The organism is Streptomyces sp. NPDC093984, assembly GCF_044764595.1.
GTDB lineage: Bacteria > Actinomycetota > Actinomycetes > Streptomycetales > Streptomycetaceae > Streptomyces > Streptomyces cynarae.
The window spans coordinates 98749-118601 of record NZ_JBIWIM010000011.1 but is presented as its reverse complement, the minus strand read 5'-3'; the positions used below and the strand labels follow the sequence as shown (position 1 = coordinate 118601).

Genomic DNA, 19853 nt, shown 5'->3' with positions numbered 1-19853 from the left:
CCGGCCCGCCCGGCCGGGGTGTCCACGGGGTCCCGTGTCGCGACACCGAGTAACGGCGTTGCTTTGGAGAGTGACGACCAGCCGCTAGGTTCTGGTCGCCGTGTCGGAACCTCTCTGGAGCGTGTCGTCGTGAGCAACCGGCAGTACTCGCCGTACGGGGCGTACAAGGACCGTGAGGCCCCCGGTCGCGCCCACCCGGACACGTACCGGCCCGCGTACGAGGAGCGCGCCCGCGCGGCCGCGCGCGCCACGGAGATAACGGCCCGTCCGCCCCGCCGGCAGCCGGAGGCCGCCCCGCGCCCCTCAGGGCGCGCCCAGGCCCGGCACGCGGCGCGCGGCAGAAAGGGCGGCGCACGCCCCGACTCCATGCGCCGTCTGATCCCGCAGGCGCTCGTCGTCGCGTTCCTCGCCGGCGGCACCACCGCCTTCGTCGCGAGCGACAAGGCCGTCGAGCTGACCGTGGACGGCCGCACCCGCACGCTGCACACCTTCGCCTCCGACGTCGGTGAACTGCTCGCCCAGCAGGGCGTGAAGGTCGGCGATCACGACCTCGTCGCCCCGGCGCCCGGGACACCGCTCGCGAGCGGCGACGAGGTCGCGGTGCGCTACGGCCGCCCCCTGCGGCTCACCATCGACGGCATCCAGCGCGAGGTGTGGACGACGGCGCCCACGGTGGAGGCCGCGCTCCGGCAGCTCGGGGTGCGCGCGGAGGGCGCCTACGTATCGACCTCGCGCTCCCAGAGGGTCGGCCGCGACGGGCTCGAGCTGGACGTCCGCACCGAGCGCACCGTGACGGTCCTCGCGGACGGGCAGGCCCGCACCATCCGGACCAACGCGGCGACCGTCCGCGAGGCCGTCGCCCAGGCCGGGGTCGTGCTCTACCGGCAGGACACGACGTCCGTGGCACCGGACAGCTTCCCGCGCGACGGGCAGACGGTGACCGTGCTGCGGGTGATGGGCTCCCAGGAGGTCCGCGAGGAGCCGATCCCGTTCGACGTACGGCGCACCAAGGACCCGGACCTGCTCAAGGGCACGGAGGTGGTCGCGCGCCCCGGTCAGGCGGGCGCGCGCCGGGTCACGTACGCCCTGCGCACCGTCAACGGCGTGAAGGAGAGACCGCGGCGGGTCGGTGACGAGGTGGTGCGGCAGCCACAGACCCAGCTCGTCCGGATCGGCACCAAGCCGCACCCGGACCTGGTGGAGGGCGCGGAGCACCTGAACTGGAAGGGGCTCGCGGCCTGCGAGTCCGGCGGCCGCTCGCACGCGGTGGACCCGTCCGGCACGTACGGCGGCCTCTACCAGTTCGACCGGCGCACCTGGCGCAGCCTCGGCGGCTCGGGCCGGCCCCAGGACGCCCCCGCGGAGGAGCAGACGTACCGGGCGAAGAAGCTGTTCACACGCCAGGGGACCAGCCCGTGGCCGCACTGCGGGTCACGGCTGTACCGGTGACGGTGCCACCGGCCGGTGGCCCGCGCGCCGCCCCGTAGGCTTGCCCCGTGAGCAGCCCCACCCCCGACGCCCTGCTGGGCCCCGCCGACGTCCGTGAGCTGGCGGCGGCCCTCGGCGTACGCCCCACCAAACAGCGCGGCCAGAACTTCGTCATCGACGCCAACACCGTGCGGCGCATCGTCCGCACCGCCGAGGTCCGGCCCGACGACGTCGTCGTGGAGGTGGGACCCGGGCTCGGCTCGCTGACGCTGGCCCTCCTCGAGGTCGCCGAGCGCGTCACCGCCGTCGAGATCGACGACGTGCTGGCGGCGGCGCTGCCCGCCACCATCACTGCGCGCATGCCGGAGCGCGCCGAGCGGTTCGCGCTGGTGCACTCCGACGCGCTGCACGTCCGTGAGCTGCCGGGCCCCGCCCCGACCGCGCTGGTCGCGAACCTGCCCTACAACGTCGCCGTCCCCGTCCTGCTCCACATGCTCGACACCTTCCCGAGCATCGAGCGGACGCTGGTGATGGTGCAGTCCGAGGTCGCCGACCGGCTCGCCGCCGCGCCCGGGTCGAAGGTGTACGGGGTGCCGTCCGTGAAGGCCAACTGGTACGCGGAGGTCAAGCGCGCCGGGGCCATCGGGCGCAACGTCTTCTGGCCCGCGCCCAACGTCGACAGCGGGCTGGTCTCGCTGGTGCGGCGCGCCGAGCCGATCAAGACCTCCGCGTCGAAGGGCGAGGTGTTCGCGGTCGTGGACGCGGCGTTCGCCCAGCGGCGCAAGACGCTGCGGGCCGCGCTCGCCGGATGGGCGGGGTCGGCCGCGGCCGCCGAGGCCGCGCTCGTGGCCGCCGGTGTCTCACCGCAGGCCAGGGGCGAGTCGCTGACGGTGGAGGAGTTCGCGCGTATCGCCGAGCACAGGGAGGCCGAGTAAGTGAGTGTCAGGGTTCGCGTCCCGGCCAAGGTGAACGTGCAGCTCGCGGTGGGTGGCGCCCGCCCCGACGGCTTCCACGACCTGGCGAACGTCTTCCTGGCCGTCGGCATGTACGACGAGATCACGGTGACCCCGGCCGACGAGCTGCGCGTCACCTGCTCCGGGCCGTACGCGGAGCAGGTACCGCTCGACCGTACGAACCTGGCGGCGCGGGCGGCGCTGACGCTCGCGCAACGCCGCGGCCTTGATCCGGCCGTGCACATCCACATCGCCAAGGACATCCCGGTCGCCGGGGGCATGGCGGGTGGCAGCGCGGACGGGGCGGGCGCTCTGCTGGCGTGCGACGCGCTGTGGGGTGCGGGAGCCTCGCGCGAGGAACTGCTGGAGATCTGCGCCGAGCTGGGCAGTGATGTGCCGTTCAGTCTGGTGGGCGGGGCGGCGCTGGGAGTCGGGCGGGGCGAGAGGCTCACGGCGCTGGAGGTCGGGGGCACCTTCTACTGGGTGTTCGCGATGGCCGAGGGGGGGCTGTCGACACCGGCGGTCTTCCGGGAGTTCGACCGAATGGCGCAGGGGCGGGAGGTTCCGGAGCCGGTGGCTTCAGCGGAGCTGTTGGAGGCGCTGGCCAAGGGCGACGCGGACGCGCTGGCCGCCGCCGTCTCCAACGACCTTCAGCCGGCGGCGCTGTCCCTGTTTCCGGAACTGGCGGAGACGCTGGAGGCGGGGCGGGAGGCCGGTGCGCTGGCCGCTCTGGTCTCCGGATCCGGGCCTACCACGGCGTTCCTCGCGCGCGACGCCGAGGCGGCGGAGAAGGTGGCCGAGGCCCTGCGGGAGTCGCGGACGTGCAGAGCGGTGCGGGTGGCGGCGGGGCCGGTGGCGGGGGCGACAGTGCTCTGACGGGCGGACGCCTCAGAGGGAGTCGATCTCCGCCAGGTCGACGTCGATATCGAACGGGACGGAGACCTTCAGCCGGTCGTGGTGGATTCCGGTGACCGTGTAGCTCTTGGTCACCGGATCGCGCTCATATACGTAGACGACCGGCCGCTCCTCCTCTCCCACCATCTCCACCAGCCAGAAGTGGTCGATCCCCGCGGCGGCGTACTTGCGGGGTTTGGTGTCACGGTCGCGGGCCTCCGAATCCGGCGAAACCACCTCCACGGCGAGGACGACGTCGGCGGCCCGGAACGACGTCTGGCTGCGGCCGGTGACCGCCTCCGCACGGAGCACGGAGATGTCCGGCTCGGGCCCGTTCTTGCGGTCGATGACCACGGTCATCTCGCGGCGGACCTTGAACGTCGGAGGCACTGTACGGCGGAGGCCACTCACCAGCAGGTCGATGACAATGCTGTGGAAATCCCGCTGCGGACTCACGAAGACCAGGCTCCCGTCGATCAACTCGGTGTGCGGCGGGAGGTCGGGCAGGGTGAACAGGTCGTCCACGGTCCAGCCATCCGCCGGAGGCACCGGCCACCGCGAGGTCGGCTCGGCGTCGGACACGGCGGCCTCGGAGATCGGCTCGGCAGTCATGGTTCCTCCCATGGACGGGATCCTGCGGCCTGTCTTCCCACCGTAGCCGTCGATCATCGATCACGTCACCACAAAGAGTGACGATCACCACGCGCCCCGCTCCCTCCCCCGGAGGCCCTACGCTTGAAGGCTGATCGATCCCCGCGTCAGGAGTGAAATGGCCGTCAACCTGGTCAATGTCGAGAACGTCAGCAAGGTGTACGGCACCCGTGCCCTCCTCGACGGCGTCTCGCTCGGCGTGTCCGAAGGGGACCGGATCGGGGTCGTCGGGCGCAACGGCGACGGCAAGACCACCCTGATCCGGATGCTCGCCAAGCTGGAGGAGGCCGACACCGGGCGCGTCACCCACTCCGGCGGGCTGCGCCTGGGCGTGCTGACGCAGCACGACTCCCTCGACCCGGCCGCCACCGTCCGCCACGAGGTCATCCGGGACATGGCCGACCACGAGTGGGCGGGCAACGCCAAGATCCGCGACGTGCTCACCGGCCTGTTCGGCGGGCTCGACCTGCCCGGGTTCCCCCAGGGGCTCGACACCGTCATCGGCCCCCTCTCCGGCGGCGAGCGGCGCCGTATCGCGCTCGCCAAGCTGCTGATCGCCGAGCAGGACCTGATCGTCCTCGACGAGCCCACCAACCACCTCGACGTCGAGGGCATCGCCTGGCTCGCGGGGCACCTGCGCGAGCGCCGCTCCGCGCTGGTGTGCGTCACCCACGACCGCTGGTTCCTCGACCAGGTGTGCACCCGCATGTGGGACGTGCAGCGCGGCGAGGTCTTCGAGTACGAGGGCGGCTACACCGACTACGTCTTCGCCCGCGCCGAGCGCGAGCGCATCGCCGCCTCCGAGGAGACCAAGCGGCAGAACCTGGTCCGCAAGGAGCTGGCGTGGCTGCGGCGCGGCGCCCCCGCCCGCACCTCCAAGCCCCGCTTCCGCGTCGAGGCCGCCAACGAACTGATCAAGGACGTGCCGCCGCCCCGCGACAGCAGCGAGCTGATGAAGTTCGCCTCCTCACGGCTCGGCAAGACCGTCTTCGACCTGGAGGACGTCACCGTCCAGGCCGGCCCGAAGGTGCTGCTCAAGCACGTCACCTGGCAGCTCGGCCCCGGCGACCGCATCGGCCTCGTCGGGGTCAACGGCGCCGGCAAGACCTCCCTGCTGCGGGCCATGGCCGACGCCGCCCGCAGCGAGGGCGAGCAGCAGCCCGCGGGTGGCCGGATCGCCGTCGGCAGGACCGTCAAGCTCGCCTACCTCTCCCAGGAGGTCGCCGAACTCGACCCCACCTGGCGGGTCCTCGAGGCCGTGCAGCGGGTCCGCGAGCGCGTCGACCTCGGCAAGGGGCGCGAGATGACCGCCGGGCAGCTGTGCGAGACGTTCGGCTTCAACAAGGAGAAGCAGTGGACGCCGGTCGGCGACCTGTCCGGCGGTGAGCGGCGGCGGCTGCAGCTGCTGCGCCTCCTCATGGACGAGCCCAACGTCCTCTTCCTCGACGAGCCCACCAACGACCTCGACATCGAGACCCTCACCCAGCTCGAGGACGTCCTCGACGGCTGGCCGGGCTCGATGATCGTGATCTCGCACGACCGCTTCTTCGTCGAGCGCACCACCGACAAGGTCTACGCCCTCCTCGGCGACGCCACGCTGCGGATGCTGCCCCGTGGCATCGACGAGTACCTGGAGCGGCGCCACCGCATGGAGGAAGCGGCAGCGGCGGCCGCGGCACCGGCATCCGCCGTGGCCAAGCCCGCCGCCTCCGCGGCCGACGCCCGGGCCGCGAAGAAGGAACTCCAGCGGATCGAGCGGCAGTTGGACAAGATCTCCGAGCGGGAGTCCAAGCTCCACCAGCAAATCGCCGAGAACGCCACGGACTTCGAGAAGGTCGCAGGACTGGACGCGGAACTCCGGGAGTTGGCCGGTCAGCGCGAGGAGCTGGAGCTGCGCTGGCTGGAACTCGCCGAGGACGCCTAGGCGTTGGCTGGCGCGGAGCGCGTGCCGCGGACGGTGCGGGAAGGCGCGTAACGAGGGCATCACGGGCCGGTCCTCCCTTGGGAACAGGGGCAGGACCGGCCCCGTGTTCGAGGACGTCCCAGTGATAGAAAGGTCCGTCCGAGAAGAGCCTGAGGACCACCGGCGTGGCGGGAACGAGCACCACGGGCGTGGGGACACATCAGTTTTGAGGGGGAAAGCGCTGATGACTCAGCCGCCCGACCAGCCGCCCCGGGGCGGCAGTTCCGGGGCACCGCAGAATCCGCCGCCACAGGGTGGTTTCGGTGCCCCGCAGGACCCCCGGCAGGCGACCCCGCCGCCACCCGTCCAGCCCCCGGCGACCCCGCCGCAGCCGGGGTACGGCTATCCGCAGCCACAGCCACAGCCACAGCCACAGCCACAGCCACAGCCGCAGCCGCAGCCGCAGCCGCAGCCGCCTTCCGGCCCGTACCAGCAGCCGGGCGCCTATCCGCAGCCGGGCCCGTACGGCGGGCCGGGCCCCTACGCCCAGCCCGGTCCGTACGCTCAGCAGCCCGGTCAGCCCGGTCCGTACGCTCAGCAGCCCGGCCCCTACGCCGCTCCCCACCCCGGCTACGGCTACCCGCAGCAGCCACCCCAGTTCCCCGGCGCGCCCTTCCCGCCCCCCGGCGGCGGCCCCAGGAACCCCTTCAAGGGCAAGCCCGCGCTGGTCGTGGGCGCCGCCGTCGCCGCGCTGCTCCTCATAGGCGGCACCGTGTACGCGGTCAGCAGCGGCGGCGGGGACGACAAGCCCGCCGCCGGCAAGAACCAGAGCTCCGGACCGTCCTCCACCGCCTCCGCCCCGGCCGACGCGGGCGGTGGCGGCGGCGACGGCGGCGCGGATCCGGAAAACCTCAACCAGGGCCGCAAGTCGGGCGAGGACAGGGTCCTCTGGTATCAGCAGGCGCCCGACGCGCCCGGCCGCGGCGCCGACGCCCCCGGCATGTGGATCACCGGCAGGACAGCGGTGAAGGCCGCGTACAAGCAGGTCTTCGCCTACGACGTCGCAGGCGGCAGCCCCACCTGGAACCCGATCTCCTTCCCGCAGAAGATCTGCGCCGTCACTCCGCACAAGACGGCCGACGACAAGGTCGTGGTCGCCTACATGAGCGGCGTGAGCGACAGCGCCAAGTGCAACCACATCCAGGAGATCGACCTCGACACCGGCAAGAAGGGCTGGAGCGCGCAGATCGCCGACGGTGCCCTGTTCGACAGTGCGCTCGCCGTCGACCTGACCATCACGGGCAGGACCCTGCTGGTCGCCCGCGCGCAGTCCGGGCTGGCGTACGACGTGGCCACCGGCAAGAAGCTGTGGGAGAAGCAGCGGTACGGCGCGGCCTGCTTCCCGACCGCGTTCGCGGGCGGCGCCAAGCTCCTCTCGGTCGCCTCCTGTGGCGCCGGCGGCTCCGACGCGCACGACGAGGTGCAGGAGCTCGACCCCGCGACCGGCAGGGCCAAGTGGACCAAGAAGATCCCCAAGGGCTGGACGGTCGCCCGCGCCTACTCCGTCGACCCGGTCGTCCTCTACCTCACCAACGAGGACAAGACGCGGTGGAACGTCTCCACACTGAAGAGCGACGGCAGCCTGCGCTCCCAGCTCGACGTCAACGAGTCCTTCGCACCCCAGTGCGGCTGGGCCATCCTCAACCGTGACCTGCAGGGCTGCACGGGCGCCGTGGCCGACGCGAGCACCCTGTACCTGCCGACCGACGCGAAGAGCGGCCCGAACGAGATCGTCGCGATCAGCCTGGACACCGGCAAGGAGAAGTGGCGGGTGAAGTCCCCGGCGGACGAGTCGATGCTCCCGCTCAAGATGGACGGCACCCACCTGATCGCGTATGTCGAGCCGTCGTACGACACGGGCGGCCAGGTCGTCTCCATCGCGACGGCCGGCGCGCGCCACACCGCGGCGAAGCTGCTGCAGAACCCGGCGGGCGCCGCGCAGGTCGAGAGCGGCTTCTTCTCCAAAGCGATCGACTACGTGGACGGGCGCCTCTACCTCTCCACCACCCGGCTGACCGGCGGTACCCGGTCCAAGGAGAAGCTGATGCTGGCCTACGGCAAGTGAGCGGTCCGCCGACCCGCCCGTCCCCGCCCACTGTTCCTCTGTCCTTCGAGGTCCTCACGCCATGAGCCAGCCGCCGCCCCCTCCCCACCAGCCGCCTCCGCCGCCCCACCAGCCGCCGCCGGGCGGTGGTTTCGGCGCCCCGCAGAACCCTGCCCCGGCCGGTGGCTTCGGCGCCCCGCAGCCCCCGCCGCCGGGTGGCTTCGGCGCGCCCCAGCCGCCGCCCCAGGCGCCCCCGCCGCCCGCCCAGGGGCCGGGCTACGGCTACCCGCAGCCGCCGGCCCCGCCGCAACCGGGATACGGCTACCCGCAGCCGCCGGCCTCGCCGCAATCGGGATACGGGTATGTCCAGCAGCCCGGTCACGGCTACCCGAACCAGCAGTCCGGCTACGGCTATCAGCAGCCTCCGATGGTCCCCGTACCGCCGCACGGGACCCCGGGCGGCGGCCGCAAGGGGTCGAGCGCCACGGTGTGGATCGTCGTCGCGGCGGTCGCGGCCATCGCGCTGATCGTCGGCGTCGGGGCCTGGTACGCGAACAGCTCCTCCGGCAGCGACACGGGCGGAGGCTCCGCGTCCGGTGCCGACAGCGGCCAGGGCGGCCAGGGCGGCGGCCCCGGCGGCCCCGGCTCCGGTTCCGGCAAGGAGAAGGCGCCGGCTGATCCCAGCGCCAAGGTCCTCTTCCAGATCCCGGCGCCGCGGATCACGGACAGGCAGGAGATCGACAACGTCACGGGCTCCTGGCTCACCGACTCCGTCTACGCCAAGGCCGGCATCAACAAGATCGTGGGCTACGACCCGGACACCGGCGCGACCAAGTGGACGCTGCCGCTGAACGGCCAGACCTGCGCGGGCTCACCCGAGATCAGCTCCTCGGGGATCGCCGCGGTGGTCTCCGAGTCGGGCAGGCGGGCGGGCGTGCGGGACCGCAAGCCGTGCAGTGACGTCACCGCGTTCGAGGTCGCCACCGGGAAGAAGCTGTGGACGAAATCGGTCAGCACCGGTGGCGTCTCGGTCCCGTTCGGTGAGGTCTCGATCAGCGGCACCACGGTCGCCGCCGGCGCCGGCCTCTACGGCGGTGCCGCCTTCGACCTGGCCACCGGCAAGGTGCTGTGGCAGCACGAGAGGGGCTCCTGCACGGACGTCGGCTACGCGGGCGGCGATCAGCTCGTCGCGGTGCGCAAGTGCGGCCCCTTCGGCAAGGAGTTGTACGAGGTACAGCCGCTCGACCCGAGGACGGGTGGCGCCAGGTGGAGCTACAAGCTCCCCCAGGGCATCGACAACGCCAAGGTGATCTCCACCAAGCCGGTCGTGTTCGGTGTGGACTCGGGCGGCATCACCGCCTCCGGCGCCACGGACGTCTTCTCGCTGGACGACACCGGCAAGCTGCGGACGAAGATCACGCTGGAGGACGGGAAGTACGAGCACCACTGCGGGGTCGGCAAGGTGCACGACTGCCAGGCGATCACGGTGGGCAACGACAAGCTGTACGTGCCGACCAACGACCACGACGGCTCGGCCCAGGGCGCCCGGACCAACGAGATCATCGCGTTCTCGCTGGCCACCGGGAAGACCACCGGCGACCGGATCGACGCCGGCGACGGCTACGACATCTTCCCGATCCGCATGGACGGCGGGAACGTGCTGGCGTACAAGAGCGGCCCGTACAACAAGGGCGCCCAGGTGGTCTCGGTCGACGGCGGGTCCCTGAAGCAGACGCGACTGCTGGAGACTCCGGCCTCCCGGGAGGTGCTGGGCGCGATCATGAGCATGGTGCCGAAGACGTCCGAGCTGCTCTACACCGACGGCCGGCTCTTCCTCGGCAAGGACCTGGTCAGCAAGCCGTTCACGGCGGACCAGAAGTCGTACACCGCGCTCGGCTTCGGCGCGAAGTAGCGCGTACGCGGCGCACGGCGAAGGCCTCGCTCCTGTTCGGGTGCGGGGCCTTTCACGTACCCGTCATCAGGCGCCATTGGGCGGGATTTCGGTAATCCGGGGCACTTCTGGCCGGTAGGGGAAGCGCGATGTCGAACAAGCGTGTAGCTTCCGGGGGCATGAAGGACGGGGGGTGCGCCGGGGGGCTTCTGTCCATGCGGGCCAGTGGGCATCCATAGTGGGCATCCACGGGGGGGACTGGGGGGTTGCTCGTGGGAGTGCGGCTCATGGTGGTCGACGACCACCGATTGCTCGCCGAGGCGCTGGCCTCGGCTCTGAAGCTGAGGGGACACCGGGTGCTCGCCGCGGCGGCGCCCGCCGCGGGGGCGGCGGACCTGGTGATCAGCAGGGCGCCCGAGGTGTGCCTGCTGGGCACGGCGGCACCCGCGGAGCCGGGCGCCTTCGACCCGGTGGTGCGCATCAAGCGGGAGCGTCCGCAGGTGGCGGTGCTGGTGCTCGGCCCGGTGCCGAGCCCGCGCGGGATAGCGGCCGCGTTCGCCGCCGGCGCCTCGGGCTACGTACGCCACGACGAGCGCATCGAGGGCGTCGAGCGGGCCATCATGAAGGCGCGGGCGGGCGAGGCGGCCGTGGCGCCGCAGCTGTTGCAGGGCGCGTTCAACGAACTGCTCAACCCGGCGGCGCAGCCGGACGACGAGGGCCAGCGCCTGTTGCAGATGCTGACCCCGAGGGAGGTCGAGGTCCTGGTCCGGGTGGCCGACGGCGAGGACACCCGTCTGATCGCGGCGGGCATGGGCATCGCCCCGTCCACGGCCCGCACCCACGTCCAACGCGTCCTGATGAAACTGGGCGTGGGCTCCCGCCTGGAGGCTGCCGCCCTGGCAGCACGGACCGGTTTGCTGGACCGGGCGGGGCCCGTCCAGCCAGGGACGGAGTGAACGGGGGCGGGCGACCGCATGGGTGGCTGCGGGCAATCGTGGCTCCCCCACGAGCCTTGACGGCCTGGGGGACCTCCGGGGCGGCACGGGTGGGCGCCGGGGGTCCCCCCTGCTCGGAGAGCTTGGGGGCGGCACAGCGCGACCGCCGGGTCGCGCGGCCCACCCCCGCTCAGCCGCGCGCTACTCCGGCCTCTCCTCCGACCCCGCGTCGACGGACGGCGGAGCTATCGGCCTCAGCTTCAGCCAGAGCAGGAACAGCAGGCCCAGGATCAGCATCCCGAGGCCCGTCCACAGGTTGATGTTGACGCCCTCCGCCTTGCGGATCGCCGCGTCGGAGGCCGTGAAGCCCGCGATCATCACGATGACGCCGTAGAGGACGAACAGGCCGCCGATGATGCGACGGAGGTCGAAGATGCGTGCCGCGGTGGCGGACTTTCCTTCCAGCTCGGTGACTTGGCGCTGGACGTCGTGTTCGGAGTACTCGGACATGGTCGGTCAATCCTCCGCGGTCAGAGCGAGAACGGGATGTAGCAGGCGGCGGCGAGGACGACCGCGCCCCAGCCGAGCAGGGCGGGCCTGCGGTACCAGGCGTCGTCGCCCGCGGAGGGCGGCTCCGCCATGCCGGGCGAGCGGGTGCCGTAGACGAGGCCCTGGAGCTGGTCCTCCGGCTTGGGCTTGGTGAACAGCGAGACCGCGACCATCACGACCGCGCCGGCCACGAAACCGGCGATCGCGGAGACGAAGTTGGCGCCCTGGTCGGAGGGGATGCCGATGATGCCGTGCTTGTAGATGACGAAGTAGTTCACCATCGCGGTCACCGTGCCGGCGAGCAGGCCCCAGAAGCCGGACTTCCCGGACGCGCGCTTCCAGAACATGCCGACGATGAACACCACGAACATCGGCACGTTGAAGAAGGAGAACAGCGTCTGCAGGTAGCTCATGATGTTCGAGAACGACGACGCCAGGAACGCCGTGCCGATCGACGCCAGCACACCGATCGCCGTGATGAGGCGGCCGAAGCGGACGTAGTACGCGTCCTCGCGGTCCTTGACGATGTACCGCGCCCAGATGTCGTTGGTGAACACCGTGTTGAAGGACGACACGTTGGCCGCCATGCCCGCCATGAAGGCCGCCAGCAGACCGGTCACGGCGATGCCGAGGACACCGTTGGGCAGCAGTTCCTGCATCAGGTACGGGATCGCGTCGTTGTACTGCAGGGACGAGCCGGGCGTGCCGATCTTCGGGACCAGGACGGCGGCCACCAGGCCCGGGATCATCACCAGGAACACGATGAAGATCTTCGGGAACGCGGCGATCAGCGGGGTGCGCTGGGCCGCGGAGAGGTTCTTCGCGGACAGGGCGCGCTGGACCTCGGCGAAGTTGGTGGTCCAGTAGCCGAAGGACAGCACGAAGCCGAGGCCGAGGACGATCGTCAGCCAGTTGGCGCCCAGCGGGTTGGCGTGGCCGATCCCGGTGCCGCCCCAGGCGGTGACGAAGTCGTGGCCGTGGGACTGGGTGAGCTTGTCGGTCAGGCCGCCCCAGCCGCCGACCTTCTTCAGGCCGAGCACGGTGATCGGGATGAGGGCCGCGAGGATCACGAAGAACTGCAGCACCTCGTTGTAGATCGCCGACGACAGGCCGCCGAGGGTGATGTACGCGAGCACGAAGAAGCCGGCGACCACGATCGCCACCCACTGCGGCCAGCCCAGCAGCGCCTCCACGACGATCGCGAGGGCGTAGAGGTTGACGCCCGCGATGAGGATCGCGGCGAAGGCGAACAGGATCGAGCTGAGCAGGTGCGCCCCCTTGTCGAAGCGCAGCAGCAGGAACTCGGGCACCGAGCGGACCTTGGAGCCGTAGTAGAACGGCATCATCACCAGGCCCAGGAAGACCATGGCCGGGATGGCGCCGATCCAGTACCAGTGCACGGTGTAGGCGCCGTACTGGGCGCTGTTGGCGGCCATGCCGAGGATCTCGGTGGCGGCCAGGTTGGCGGAGATGAATGCGAGACCGGTGATCCAGGCGGGCAGGGAGCGCCCGGACAGGAAGAAGTCGAGGCTGGTCTTCACCGAGCGGCGGGCCGCGAAGCCGATGCCGAGGACGACCGCGAAGTAGATCCCGAGGATCGCGTAGTCGAGCCCGTTCGTGGGGAGTCGTAGCTCGGCTGCCAGATATGTGGGGGTTTCCATGAATGCTCACTTCGTTGCATGAACCAATCAGTGCGGAACCGTACGCCCCCGCGTTCGCTATTTGAACACTCTTGATGATGGTCTTTGTTGGATTGTGACGTTGACGCAGGTGGTGACTTGTGTTTTGGTGTGTTGGGTTATGTTTGAAGGGTGAGTGGCTCGAATGGAGAGTCGAACGTGAAGAAGACCTCGACCCGGCTGGCCGACGGTCGTGAGCTCATCTACTACGACCTGCGCGACGACGTCGTGCGGGACGCGGTCGACCGCCGGCCGCTCGAGCGGACCGTCACGACCTCCGAGATCCGCCAGGACGTGCTGCTCGGCGACTCGGTCGCCATCGCCTCGCACCGGCAGGGCCGCACCTACCACCCGCCCGCCGACGAGTGCCCGCTGTGCCCCTCCCGGGACGGCAGGCTGAGCGAGATCCCCGACTCGTCCTACGACGTCGTCGTCTTCGAGAACCGTTTCCCCTCGCTCGCCGGCGACTCCGGACGCTGCGAGGTCGTCTGCTTCACCTCCGACCACAACGCCTCCTTCGCCGACCTGACCGAGGAGCAGGCGGGCCTGGTCCTGGACGCCTGGACCGACCGCACCGCCGAACTGTCCCACCTGCCGGCCGTCGAGCAGGTCTTCTGCTTCGAGAACCGCGGCGCGGAGATCGGCGTGACCCTCGGCCACCCGCACGGGCAGATCTACGCGTACCCCTTCACCACCCCCCGCACCGCCCTGATGCTCCGTTCACTGGCCGCCCACAAGGAGGCGACCGGCGGGGAAAACCTGTTCGACGCCGTCCTGGAGCGCGAACTCGCCGACGAGCGGATCGTCCTGCAGAGCGAGCACTGGGTGGCCTTCGTGCCGTACTCCGCGCACTGGCCCTACGAGATCCACCTCTACCCCCGCCGCCGCGTCCCCGACCTGCTCGGGCTCGACGAGGCGGCTCGCACAGAGTTTCCCAAGGTCTACCTGGAACTCCTGAAGCGCTTCGACCGGATCTTCGGCGAGGGTGAGCCTCCGACGCCGTACATCGCCGCCTGGCACCAGGCGCCGTTCGGCACACTGGACGAGTTCGACGGCGTGACCAGGGACGACTTCGCGCTCCACCTCGAGCTTTTCACCATTCGCCGCACTTCCGGCAAGCTGAAGTTCCTCGCGGGTTCCGAGTCCGGCATGAACGTGTTCATCAACGACGTGCCGCCGGAGGCCGCGGCCCGGCGACTGCGAGAGGTAGCGAGTTCATGAGTGGGAAGTACCTGGTCACCGGTGGCGCCGGCTATGTGGGCAGCGTGGTCGCGCAGCACCTGCTGGAGGCCGGCCACGAGGTCGTCGTCCTCGACAACCTCTCCACCGGCTTCCGCGAGGGTGTGCCGGCCGGTGCTTCCTTCGTCGATGGAGACATCCGCGACGCCGCCAAGTGGCTGGACGCCTCCTTCGACGCGGTCCTGCACTTCGCCGCGTTCTCGCAGGTCGGCGAGTCGGTGGTGAAGCCGGAGAAGTACTGGGACAACAACGTCGGCGGCACCATGGCCCTGCTCGGCGCCATGCGCGAGGCGGGCGTGCGCAAGCTCGTCTTCTCCTCCACCGCCGCCACCTACGGCGAGCCGGTCAACACCCCCATCACCGAGACGGACCCGACCGCGCCGACCTCCCCCTACGGCGCCTCCAAGCTCGCCGTCGACCACATGATCACCGGTGAGGCGGCCGCGCACGGCCTGGGCGCCGTCTCCCTGCGCTACTTCAACGTCGCCGGCGCCTACGGCGCCTACGGCGAGCGCCACAACCCCGAGTCCCACCTCATCCCGCTCGTCCTCCAGGTCGCGCAGGGCAGGCGCGAGGCCATCTCGATCTTCGGCGACGACTACCCGACGCCGGACGGCACCTGCATCCGCGACTACATCCACGTCGCCGACCTCGCCGAGGCCCACCTGCTCGCCCTGGACGCCGCCACCCCCGGCGAACACCTGATCTGCAACCTCGGCAACGGCAACGGCTTCTCGGTGCGCGAGGTCATCGAAACGGTGCGCCAGGTCACCGGCCACCCGATCCCCGAGGTCGTGGCCCCCCGCCGGGGCGGCGACCCGGCGGTCCTGGTCGCCTCCGCGGCCACGGCCCGCGAGAAGCTCGGCTGGAACCCGTCCCGCGCGGACCTCGCGGGGATCGTCGCGGACGCGTGGCAGTTCGCACAGAACATCGCAAGGGAGCAGTAGGTGGGCGTACGCGAGGGCTTCGGGGAGATCTACGGGACGGCTCCCGAGGGCGTCTGGGCGGCACCGGGCCGGGTCAACCTGATCGGTGAGTACACGGACTTCAACGAGGGCTTCGTGATGCCGCTCGCGCTGCCGCACACGGCGGTCGCGGCGGTCTCGCGGCGCACCGACGGTGTGCTGCGGCTGCACTCGGCGGACATCGAGGGCCCGGTCGTCGAACTGCACGTCGACGAACTGCAGCCGCTGACCAACACCAGCTGGGCCGCCTACCCCGCGGGTGTGGTCTGGGTGCTCCGTGAAGCCGGCCACCCGATCACCGGCGCGGACGTCCACCTGTCCTCGACGGTGCCGACGGGCGCCGGACTGTCCTCCTCCGCGGCGCTGGAGGTGGTCGTCGCCCTCGCGCTCAACGACCTGTACGAGCTGGGCCTCACCGGCCCCGAGCTGGCCAGGATCGCCCAGCGCGCCGAGAACGACTTCGTGGGCGTGCCCTGCGGGATCATGGACCAGATGGCGTCGGCGTGCGCCACGGACGGCTACGCCCTGCACCTGGACTGCCGTGACCTGTCCATCCGGCAGATCCCCTTCGACCTGGCCTCCCAGGGCCTGACGCTGCTGGTCGTCGACAGCCGCGTGAAGCACGCGCTGGGCGACGGGGCGTACGCCGAGCGGCGCGAGGGCTGCGAGGAGGGCGCACGGCAGCTGGGTGTCTCACATCTGCGGGACGTGGCGTACGAGGAGCTCGAGGCCGCGCTCGCGCGCCTGTCGGACGAGCGGGTGCGCCGCTATGTGCGCCATGTCGTCTCGGACGACCACCGGGTCGACCAGGTGGTCCGACTGCTGGACGCGGGTGAGGTCCGGGCGATCGGCCCCGTGCTGACCGAGGGTCATGTCTCCCTCCGCGACGACCTGCGGATCTCCTGCCCGGAGCTGGACCTGGTGGTGGACACGGCGAACGCCGCGGGCGCGCTGGGGGCACGGATGACGGGCGGCGGCTTCGGCGGCTCGGCGATCGTCCTGGTGGAGGCGTCGGACACGGACACGATCACCAAGGCGATCGAGGAGGCTTTCGCCGCCGCCGGTTACACGGCACCTCGGGTGTTCCCGGCGGTACCGTCGGCCGGGGCGCGCCGCCTGAGCTGATCACGCCCCCGCCGCCCCTACCCTTCCCGTCCCTGGGGGCTGCGCCCCCAGACCCCCGCTGTCGGCCTTGCGGCCTCGTCCTCAAGCGCCGGACGGGCTGAATGATGCCGACCGGGGGAAAATCAGCCCCTGCGGCGTTTGAGGAGCGGGGGTCCGGGGGCTGGCCCCCGAACGGGGTCCGGGGCGGAGCCCCGCGAGGGGTGCAGGGGACGTAGTCCCCGCCAGGGTTAGGGGTAGAGCCCCCAGCGGGGTCCTCGGGCCGGAACCCCGGGTGGGGTCCGAGGGGCGGAGCCCCCGGCGGGGTGGAAAAGGCGGAGCCCCGCGTGGGGTGCAGGGGACGTAGCCCCCGCCAGGGTTGGGGGCGGAGCCCCAGCGGGGTCCAGGGGGCCGAGCCCCAGTGGGGTCCAGGGGGCGGAGCCCCAGCGGGGTCCAGGGGGCGGAGCCCCAGTGGGGTCCAGGGGGCGGAGCCCCAGCGGGGTCCAGGGGGCGGAGCCCCCGGTGGGGTCGAAGGGGCGGAGCCCCTGGAGGATGGGACGGGCAGGGGCGGCGGGGGCGACATCCGTCCCGGCTCAACCCAGCCGTTTCGTCAACGTGTACTCCGTGATCCCCGGCGGATAGTCGGGGATCACGCACACCACCTCGTAGCCCTGCTTCCGGTAGAACTCCGGCGCCTGGAAGTCCCACGTCTCCAGGCGGCACGCCGTGCAGCCGCGGTCCTCGTGGGCCGTCCGCTCCGCCTGCGCCAGCAGCCGCGTGCCGAGGCCCGCGCCGCGGTGCCGGTCGTCCACCCACAGGTACGCGACGTGCAGCCACGTCGTCCAGGTGTGCCCGACCAGCCCGCCCGCCAGTCCCCCCGCCGCGTCCAACGCCCACACATGGAGCGGAACATCGCGCTCCGCCGGTGTTCCGCGCAGCGCGCGCAGCACCGGGGACGCCGCCGTGTTCGTCTCGCGCAGCCGAGCCCGGAGCAGATCCCGCCGCTCCTTGTCGACTTCTGTCTCGATACGAAACATGCGGCTCACCATAAACGTGTCGGCCGACCAGTTCTGCAAATCTCCTTCCGCTCCAGGCCGGCGGCCCTACCCTGTGAACAGCACCGGTGGGGGCCGGTGCTGATCAGGGGGCGAGACAGTCGGGTACGGCGCCCGGGGCGGGGGTAGCAGTTCCGGCACGGCGGCGGCCGTGCCGCTGCGTTACCCGTCCCAGGTGAAAATCCGGGGAGCGCTCCGGGCGCCGTATCCGCGCCGGGCCGTCCCCCGAACAGTGGGGGTATCAGTGGTTCGCATCCGAGTTCTGGTCGTCGACGATCACCGCATCTTCGCCGAGTCCCTCGCCGCCGCCCTGGCGGCCGAACCGGACGTCGACGTGTCCGCGGCCGGCAGCGGTCCGGCCGCACTGCGCTGCCTGGAGCGGGCGGCCGCGGAGGGCCGCAGATTCGACGTGATGCTCGTCGACGCGGACCTCGGGGGCAACGCCCTGGGCTCACGCCCGGCGGTCCCCGTCCAGGACGGCGACGAGGACGGCCTCGTCGACGGCATCTCCCTCGTCTCCGGCGTCCGCTCCGGCCAGCCGAACGTGCGGACCGTCGTCCTCGCCGAGAAGGACGACCCGCGCCGCGCCGCCCTGGCCCTGCAGGCCGGCGCCTCCGGCTGGGTCGCCAAGGACTGCTCGCTGCAGCGGCTGCTCACGGTCATCCGGGGCGTCCTGCGGGACGAGACGCACCTGCCGCCCGCCCTGCTCACCGGGGTGCTGCGCGAACTGACCGCGGCCCGCAAGCACCGCACGGAGAGCGAGCGTCTGGTGGAGTCCCTCACGCCCCGGGAGCGGGAGGTGTTGCGGTGCATGGTCGCCGGACTGGGCCGCAAGGCCGTCGCCGAGCGGCTGTTCCTGTCCCCGCACACCGTCCGCACGCATATGCAGAACGTGCTGGGGAAGCTGGGCGTCCACTCCACCCTCGCCGCCGTCGCCCTCGCCCGGCGCGCCGGCGTCGGGCCGGTCGACCTAGCCGGGGATGTTGTCGAACGGGGCGGTCAGCTGGCGTAGCAGCGCGGCCAGCTCACCGCGCTGGGCCGAGCTCAGCTCGGAGAGGATCGCGCGCTCCTGGTCGAGGAGTCCGGCGAGAGCCTGGTCGGCCCGGTCCCGGCCCTCGTCCGTGAGCCGCACCAGCACACCCCGGCGGTCGCTCGGGTCCGGGAGCCGCTCGACCAGGCCCTTCTTCGCCAGGCGGTCGATGCGGTTGGTCATCGTGCCGGAGGTGACCAGCGTCTGGGTGAGCAACTGGCCGGGGGAGAGCTGATAGGGGCTGCCGGCTCGGCGGAGCGCGGTGAGGACGTCGAACTCCCAGGGCTCCAGGCCGTGCTCCGAGAACGCCAGCCGACGTGCGCGGTCCAGATGCCGGGCCAGTCTGCTGACCCGGCTGAGCACCTCGAGCGGTTCCACGTCGAGGTCCGGGCGTTCCCTGCGCCACGCCGCGACCAGCCGATCGACCTCGTCCTCCATGCGATCAGTGTAGTGGTTGTGTCGATGTGAAGTCTCTTGATGTAAGACATCTCGATGTTGAGTCTCTTGACGTCGAGAGAGTTGCGGTACGAGGATGGCGAGCCGTACGGAGGCGGCGTCACACGGGGGCGACGCCTCCGTACGACGGCGGGCGCCTCCGTACGACGGTGCCGTCCGCGCCGCGCCGTGGCGCCCGCTCGTCCGTCCGTCCGCCCCGAGGAGGCCCCGCCATGCCCACCACCGGCCCCACCTGGGACCCCGCCCAGTACCTCCGCCACGCGGACCACCGCGCCCGTCCCTTCACCGACCTGCTCTCCCGCGTGCCCGACCTTCCCGGCGACCCGCCCCGCATCGCCGACCTGGGCTGCGGACCGGGCAACGTCACCGTCACGCTCGCCGAGCGCTGGCCCACCGCGCACATCACCGGCTACGACAACTCCCCGGAGATGCTCGCGAAGACCGACGCCTACGCGGGCGCCACGGCCGGCGGCGGCCGCCTGGACTTCGCGCACGCCGACGCCCGCACCTGGGCGCCGAAGGAGCCGTACGACCTGATCATCAGCAACGCCACCCTCCAGTGGGTACCCGGACACGCCGGGCGTTTCGCCGAGTGGGTGACAGCACTCGAGCCGGGCGGCACCTTCGCCTTCCAGGTCCCCGGCAACTTCGGCTCCCCCAGCCACCGGCTGATGCGCGAACTCGCCCACTCCGCCCGCTGGAGGGACCGCCTCGCCGGAACCCTGCGCCACGACGACGCGGTCCTCACCCCGGAGGCGTATCTGCACCACCTCACCGCGCTCGGCTGCGCGGCGGACGTCTGGGAGACGACGTATCTGCATCTGCTGCAGGGCGAGGACCCGGTCCTCGACTGGGTCAAGGGCACCGGACTGCGGCCGATCCTCACCGAGCTGGGGGAGGAGGCGGAGGAGTTCGTCACCGACTACCGTGCGGCGCTGCGCGAGGCGTACCCGGCGACCGAGCACGGCACGGTGTTCCCGTTCCGCCGCATCTTCGCCGTCGCGACGAAAAGGGCCTGAC

General features: G+C 71.5%; 17 protein-coding genes. 12 read left to right on the top strand and 5 right to left on the bottom strand.

Annotation, left to right across the window (positions count from 1 at the left end; genetic code table 11):
* The first annotated feature begins 129 nt into the window (after window positions 1-129).
* Genes ACIRC0_RS31080 through ACIRC0_RS31070 form a run of 3 tightly spaced genes read left to right on the top strand, consistent with a single transcriptional unit; the run spans window position 130 to window position 3257 of the window.
* A complete protein-coding gene (locus ACIRC0_RS31080) occupies window positions 130-1449 on the top strand; it encodes a ubiquitin-like domain-containing protein (RefSeq protein ID WP_403622627.1) in 1320 nt (439 codons plus the stop codon).
* Between the two features lie 47 nt (window positions 1450-1496).
* Window positions 1497-2363: a 16S rRNA (adenine(1518)-N(6)/adenine(1519)-N(6))-dimethyltransferase RsmA gene (gene rsmA, locus ACIRC0_RS31075; RefSeq protein WP_403622624.1), complete on the top strand. Its 867-nt coding sequence runs from the start codon at window positions 1497-1499 to the stop codon at window positions 2361-2363.
* Window positions 2364-3257, top strand: a complete 894-nt coding sequence (locus tag ACIRC0_RS31070) for a 4-(cytidine 5'-diphospho)-2-C-methyl-D-erythritol kinase (protein WP_403622621.1) — start codon at window positions 2364-2366, stop codon at window positions 3255-3257.
* A 12-nt stretch (window positions 3258-3269) separates the two neighbouring features.
* Here the strand turns inward: ACIRC0_RS31070 and ACIRC0_RS31065 are convergent, their stop codons facing one another.
* Window positions 3270-3887, bottom strand: coding sequence for a Uma2 family endonuclease (locus ACIRC0_RS31065; RefSeq protein ID WP_403622618.1), 618 nt, complete (start codon window positions 3885-3887; stop codon window positions 3270-3272).
* Window positions 3888-4044: 157 nt separating this feature from the next.
* Between ACIRC0_RS31065 and ACIRC0_RS31060 the strand changes: the two genes are divergently transcribed.
* The 4 genes from ACIRC0_RS31060 (at window position 4045) to ACIRC0_RS31045 (ending at window position 10780) form a co-directional block, all read left to right on the top strand.
* Window positions 4045-5850, top strand: coding sequence for an ABC-F family ATP-binding cassette domain-containing protein (locus ACIRC0_RS31060; protein WP_403622615.1), 1806 nt, complete (start codon window positions 4045-4047; stop codon window positions 5848-5850).
* A gap of 223 nt (window positions 5851-6073) precedes the next feature.
* On the top strand, window positions 6074-7954 hold the full coding sequence (locus ACIRC0_RS31055; protein WP_403622612.1) for a PQQ-binding-like beta-propeller repeat protein: 1881 nt from the start codon (window positions 6074-6076) through the stop codon (window positions 7952-7954).
* 61 nt (window positions 7955-8015) lie between these two features.
* Window positions 8016-9845 carry a PQQ-binding-like beta-propeller repeat protein gene (locus tag ACIRC0_RS31050; protein WP_403622609.1) on the top strand — a complete coding sequence of 610 codons (1830 nt, stop codon included), beginning with the start codon at window positions 8016-8018 and terminating at the stop codon, window positions 9843-9845.
* Window positions 9846-10096: 251 nt separating this feature from the next.
* The gene (locus ACIRC0_RS31045; RefSeq protein ID WP_403622606.1) at window positions 10097-10780 is read left to right on the top strand and encodes a LuxR C-terminal-related transcriptional regulator; all 684 of its coding nucleotides are present in this window, start codon (window positions 10097-10099) and stop codon (window positions 10778-10780) included.
* 180 nt (window positions 10781-10960) lie between these two features.
* Here the strand turns inward: ACIRC0_RS31045 and ACIRC0_RS31040 are convergent, their stop codons facing one another.
* Together ACIRC0_RS31040 and ACIRC0_RS31035 are read right to left on the bottom strand one after the other, a co-directional pair.
* Entirely contained in the window at window positions 10961-11269 is a 309-nt protein-coding gene (locus ACIRC0_RS31040) for a hypothetical protein (RefSeq protein WP_403622603.1), read from the bottom strand.
* A 20-nt stretch (window positions 11270-11289) separates the two neighbouring features.
* Entirely contained in the window at window positions 11290-12969 is a 1680-nt protein-coding gene (locus ACIRC0_RS31035) for a sodium:solute symporter family protein (protein WP_403622600.1), read from the bottom strand.
* 177 nt (window positions 12970-13146) lie between these two features.
* Here ACIRC0_RS31035 and galT point away from each other — a divergent pair, with 177 nt between their 5' ends.
* Genes galT through galK form a run of 3 tightly spaced genes read left to right on the top strand, consistent with a single transcriptional unit; the run spans window position 13147 to window position 16316 of the window.
* On the top strand, window positions 13147-14208 hold the full coding sequence (gene galT / locus ACIRC0_RS31030; RefSeq protein WP_403622597.1) for a galactose-1-phosphate uridylyltransferase: 1062 nt from the start codon (window positions 13147-13149) through the stop codon (window positions 14206-14208).
* On the top strand, window positions 14205-15173 hold the full coding sequence (galE, locus tag ACIRC0_RS31025) for a UDP-glucose 4-epimerase GalE (protein ID WP_403622594.1): 969 nt from the start codon (window positions 14205-14207) through the stop codon (window positions 15171-15173). Before galT ends, galE begins: the two co-directional genes overlap by 4 nt.
* Window positions 15174-16316 (top strand): galactokinase, encoded by a 1143-nt coding sequence (galK, locus tag ACIRC0_RS31020; RefSeq protein ID WP_403622592.1) that lies wholly within the window; start codon window positions 15174-15176, stop codon window positions 16314-16316.
* Window positions 16317-16885: 569 nt separating this feature from the next.
* Here the strand turns inward: galK and ACIRC0_RS31015 are convergent.
* The gene (locus tag ACIRC0_RS31015; RefSeq protein ID WP_403623024.1) at window positions 16886-17341 is read right to left on the bottom strand and encodes a GNAT family N-acetyltransferase; all 456 of its coding nucleotides are present in this window, start codon (window positions 17339-17341) and stop codon (window positions 16886-16888) included.
* A 250-nt stretch (window positions 17342-17591) separates the two neighbouring features.
* Here ACIRC0_RS31015 and ACIRC0_RS31010 point away from each other — a divergent pair, with 250 nt between their 5' ends.
* Window positions 17592-18359, top strand: a complete 768-nt coding sequence (locus tag ACIRC0_RS31010; RefSeq protein ID WP_403622589.1) for a LuxR C-terminal-related transcriptional regulator — start codon at window positions 17592-17594, stop codon at window positions 18357-18359.
* Here the strand turns inward: ACIRC0_RS31010 and tamR are convergent.
* Window positions 18318-18815 carry a MarR family transcriptional regulator TamR gene (gene tamR / locus ACIRC0_RS31005; protein WP_103837595.1) on the bottom strand — a complete coding sequence of 166 codons (498 nt, stop codon included), beginning with the start codon at window positions 18813-18815 and terminating at the stop codon, window positions 18318-18320. The two genes, ACIRC0_RS31010 and tamR, sit on opposite strands and share 42 nt — an antisense overlap.
* 230 nt (window positions 18816-19045) lie before the next feature.
* Between tamR and ACIRC0_RS31000 the strand changes: the two genes are divergently transcribed.
* Complete coding sequence (locus ACIRC0_RS31000; RefSeq protein WP_403622587.1) at window positions 19046-19852, top strand: trans-aconitate 2-methyltransferase; 807 nt, start codon at window positions 19046-19048, stop codon at window positions 19850-19852.
* Window position 19853: the final 1 nt, after the last annotated feature.

Excerpts from the sequence above, each read along its gene's own strand:
- ACIRC0_RS31000 (WP_403622587.1), top strand. The coding sequence starts at position 19,046 with ATGCCCACCACCGGCCCCACCTGGGACCCCGCCCAGTACCTCCGCCAC.
- ACIRC0_RS31060 (WP_403622615.1), top strand. The coding sequence starts at position 4,045 with ATGGCCGTCAACCTGGTCAATGTCGAGAACGTCAGCAAGGTGTACGGC.
- ACIRC0_RS31065 (WP_403622618.1), bottom strand. The coding sequence starts at position 3,887 with ATGACTGCCGAGCCGATCTCCGAGGCCGCCGTGTCCGACGCCGAGCCG.
- galE (WP_403622594.1), top strand. The coding sequence starts at position 14,205 with ATGAGTGGGAAGTACCTGGTCACCGGTGGCGCCGGCTATGTGGGCAGC.
- ACIRC0_RS31040 (WP_403622603.1), bottom strand. The coding sequence starts at position 11,269 with ATGTCCGAGTACTCCGAACACGACGTCCAGCGCCAAGTCACCGAGCTG.
- ACIRC0_RS31050 (WP_403622609.1), top strand. The coding sequence starts at position 8,016 with ATGAGCCAGCCGCCGCCCCCTCCCCACCAGCCGCCTCCGCCGCCCCAC.
- ACIRC0_RS31055 (WP_403622612.1), top strand. The coding sequence starts at position 6,074 with ATGACTCAGCCGCCCGACCAGCCGCCCCGGGGCGGCAGTTCCGGGGCA.
- ACIRC0_RS31035 (WP_403622600.1), bottom strand. The coding sequence starts at position 12,969 with ATGGAAACCCCCACATATCTGGCAGCCGAGCTACGACTCCCCACGAAC.
- ACIRC0_RS31015 (WP_403623024.1), bottom strand. The coding sequence starts at position 17,341 with ATGGTGAGCCGCATGTTTCGTATCGAGACAGAAGTCGACAAGGAGCGG.
- tamR (WP_103837595.1), bottom strand. The coding sequence starts at position 18,815 with ATGGAGGACGAGGTCGATCGGCTGGTCGCGGCGTGGCGCAGGGAACGC.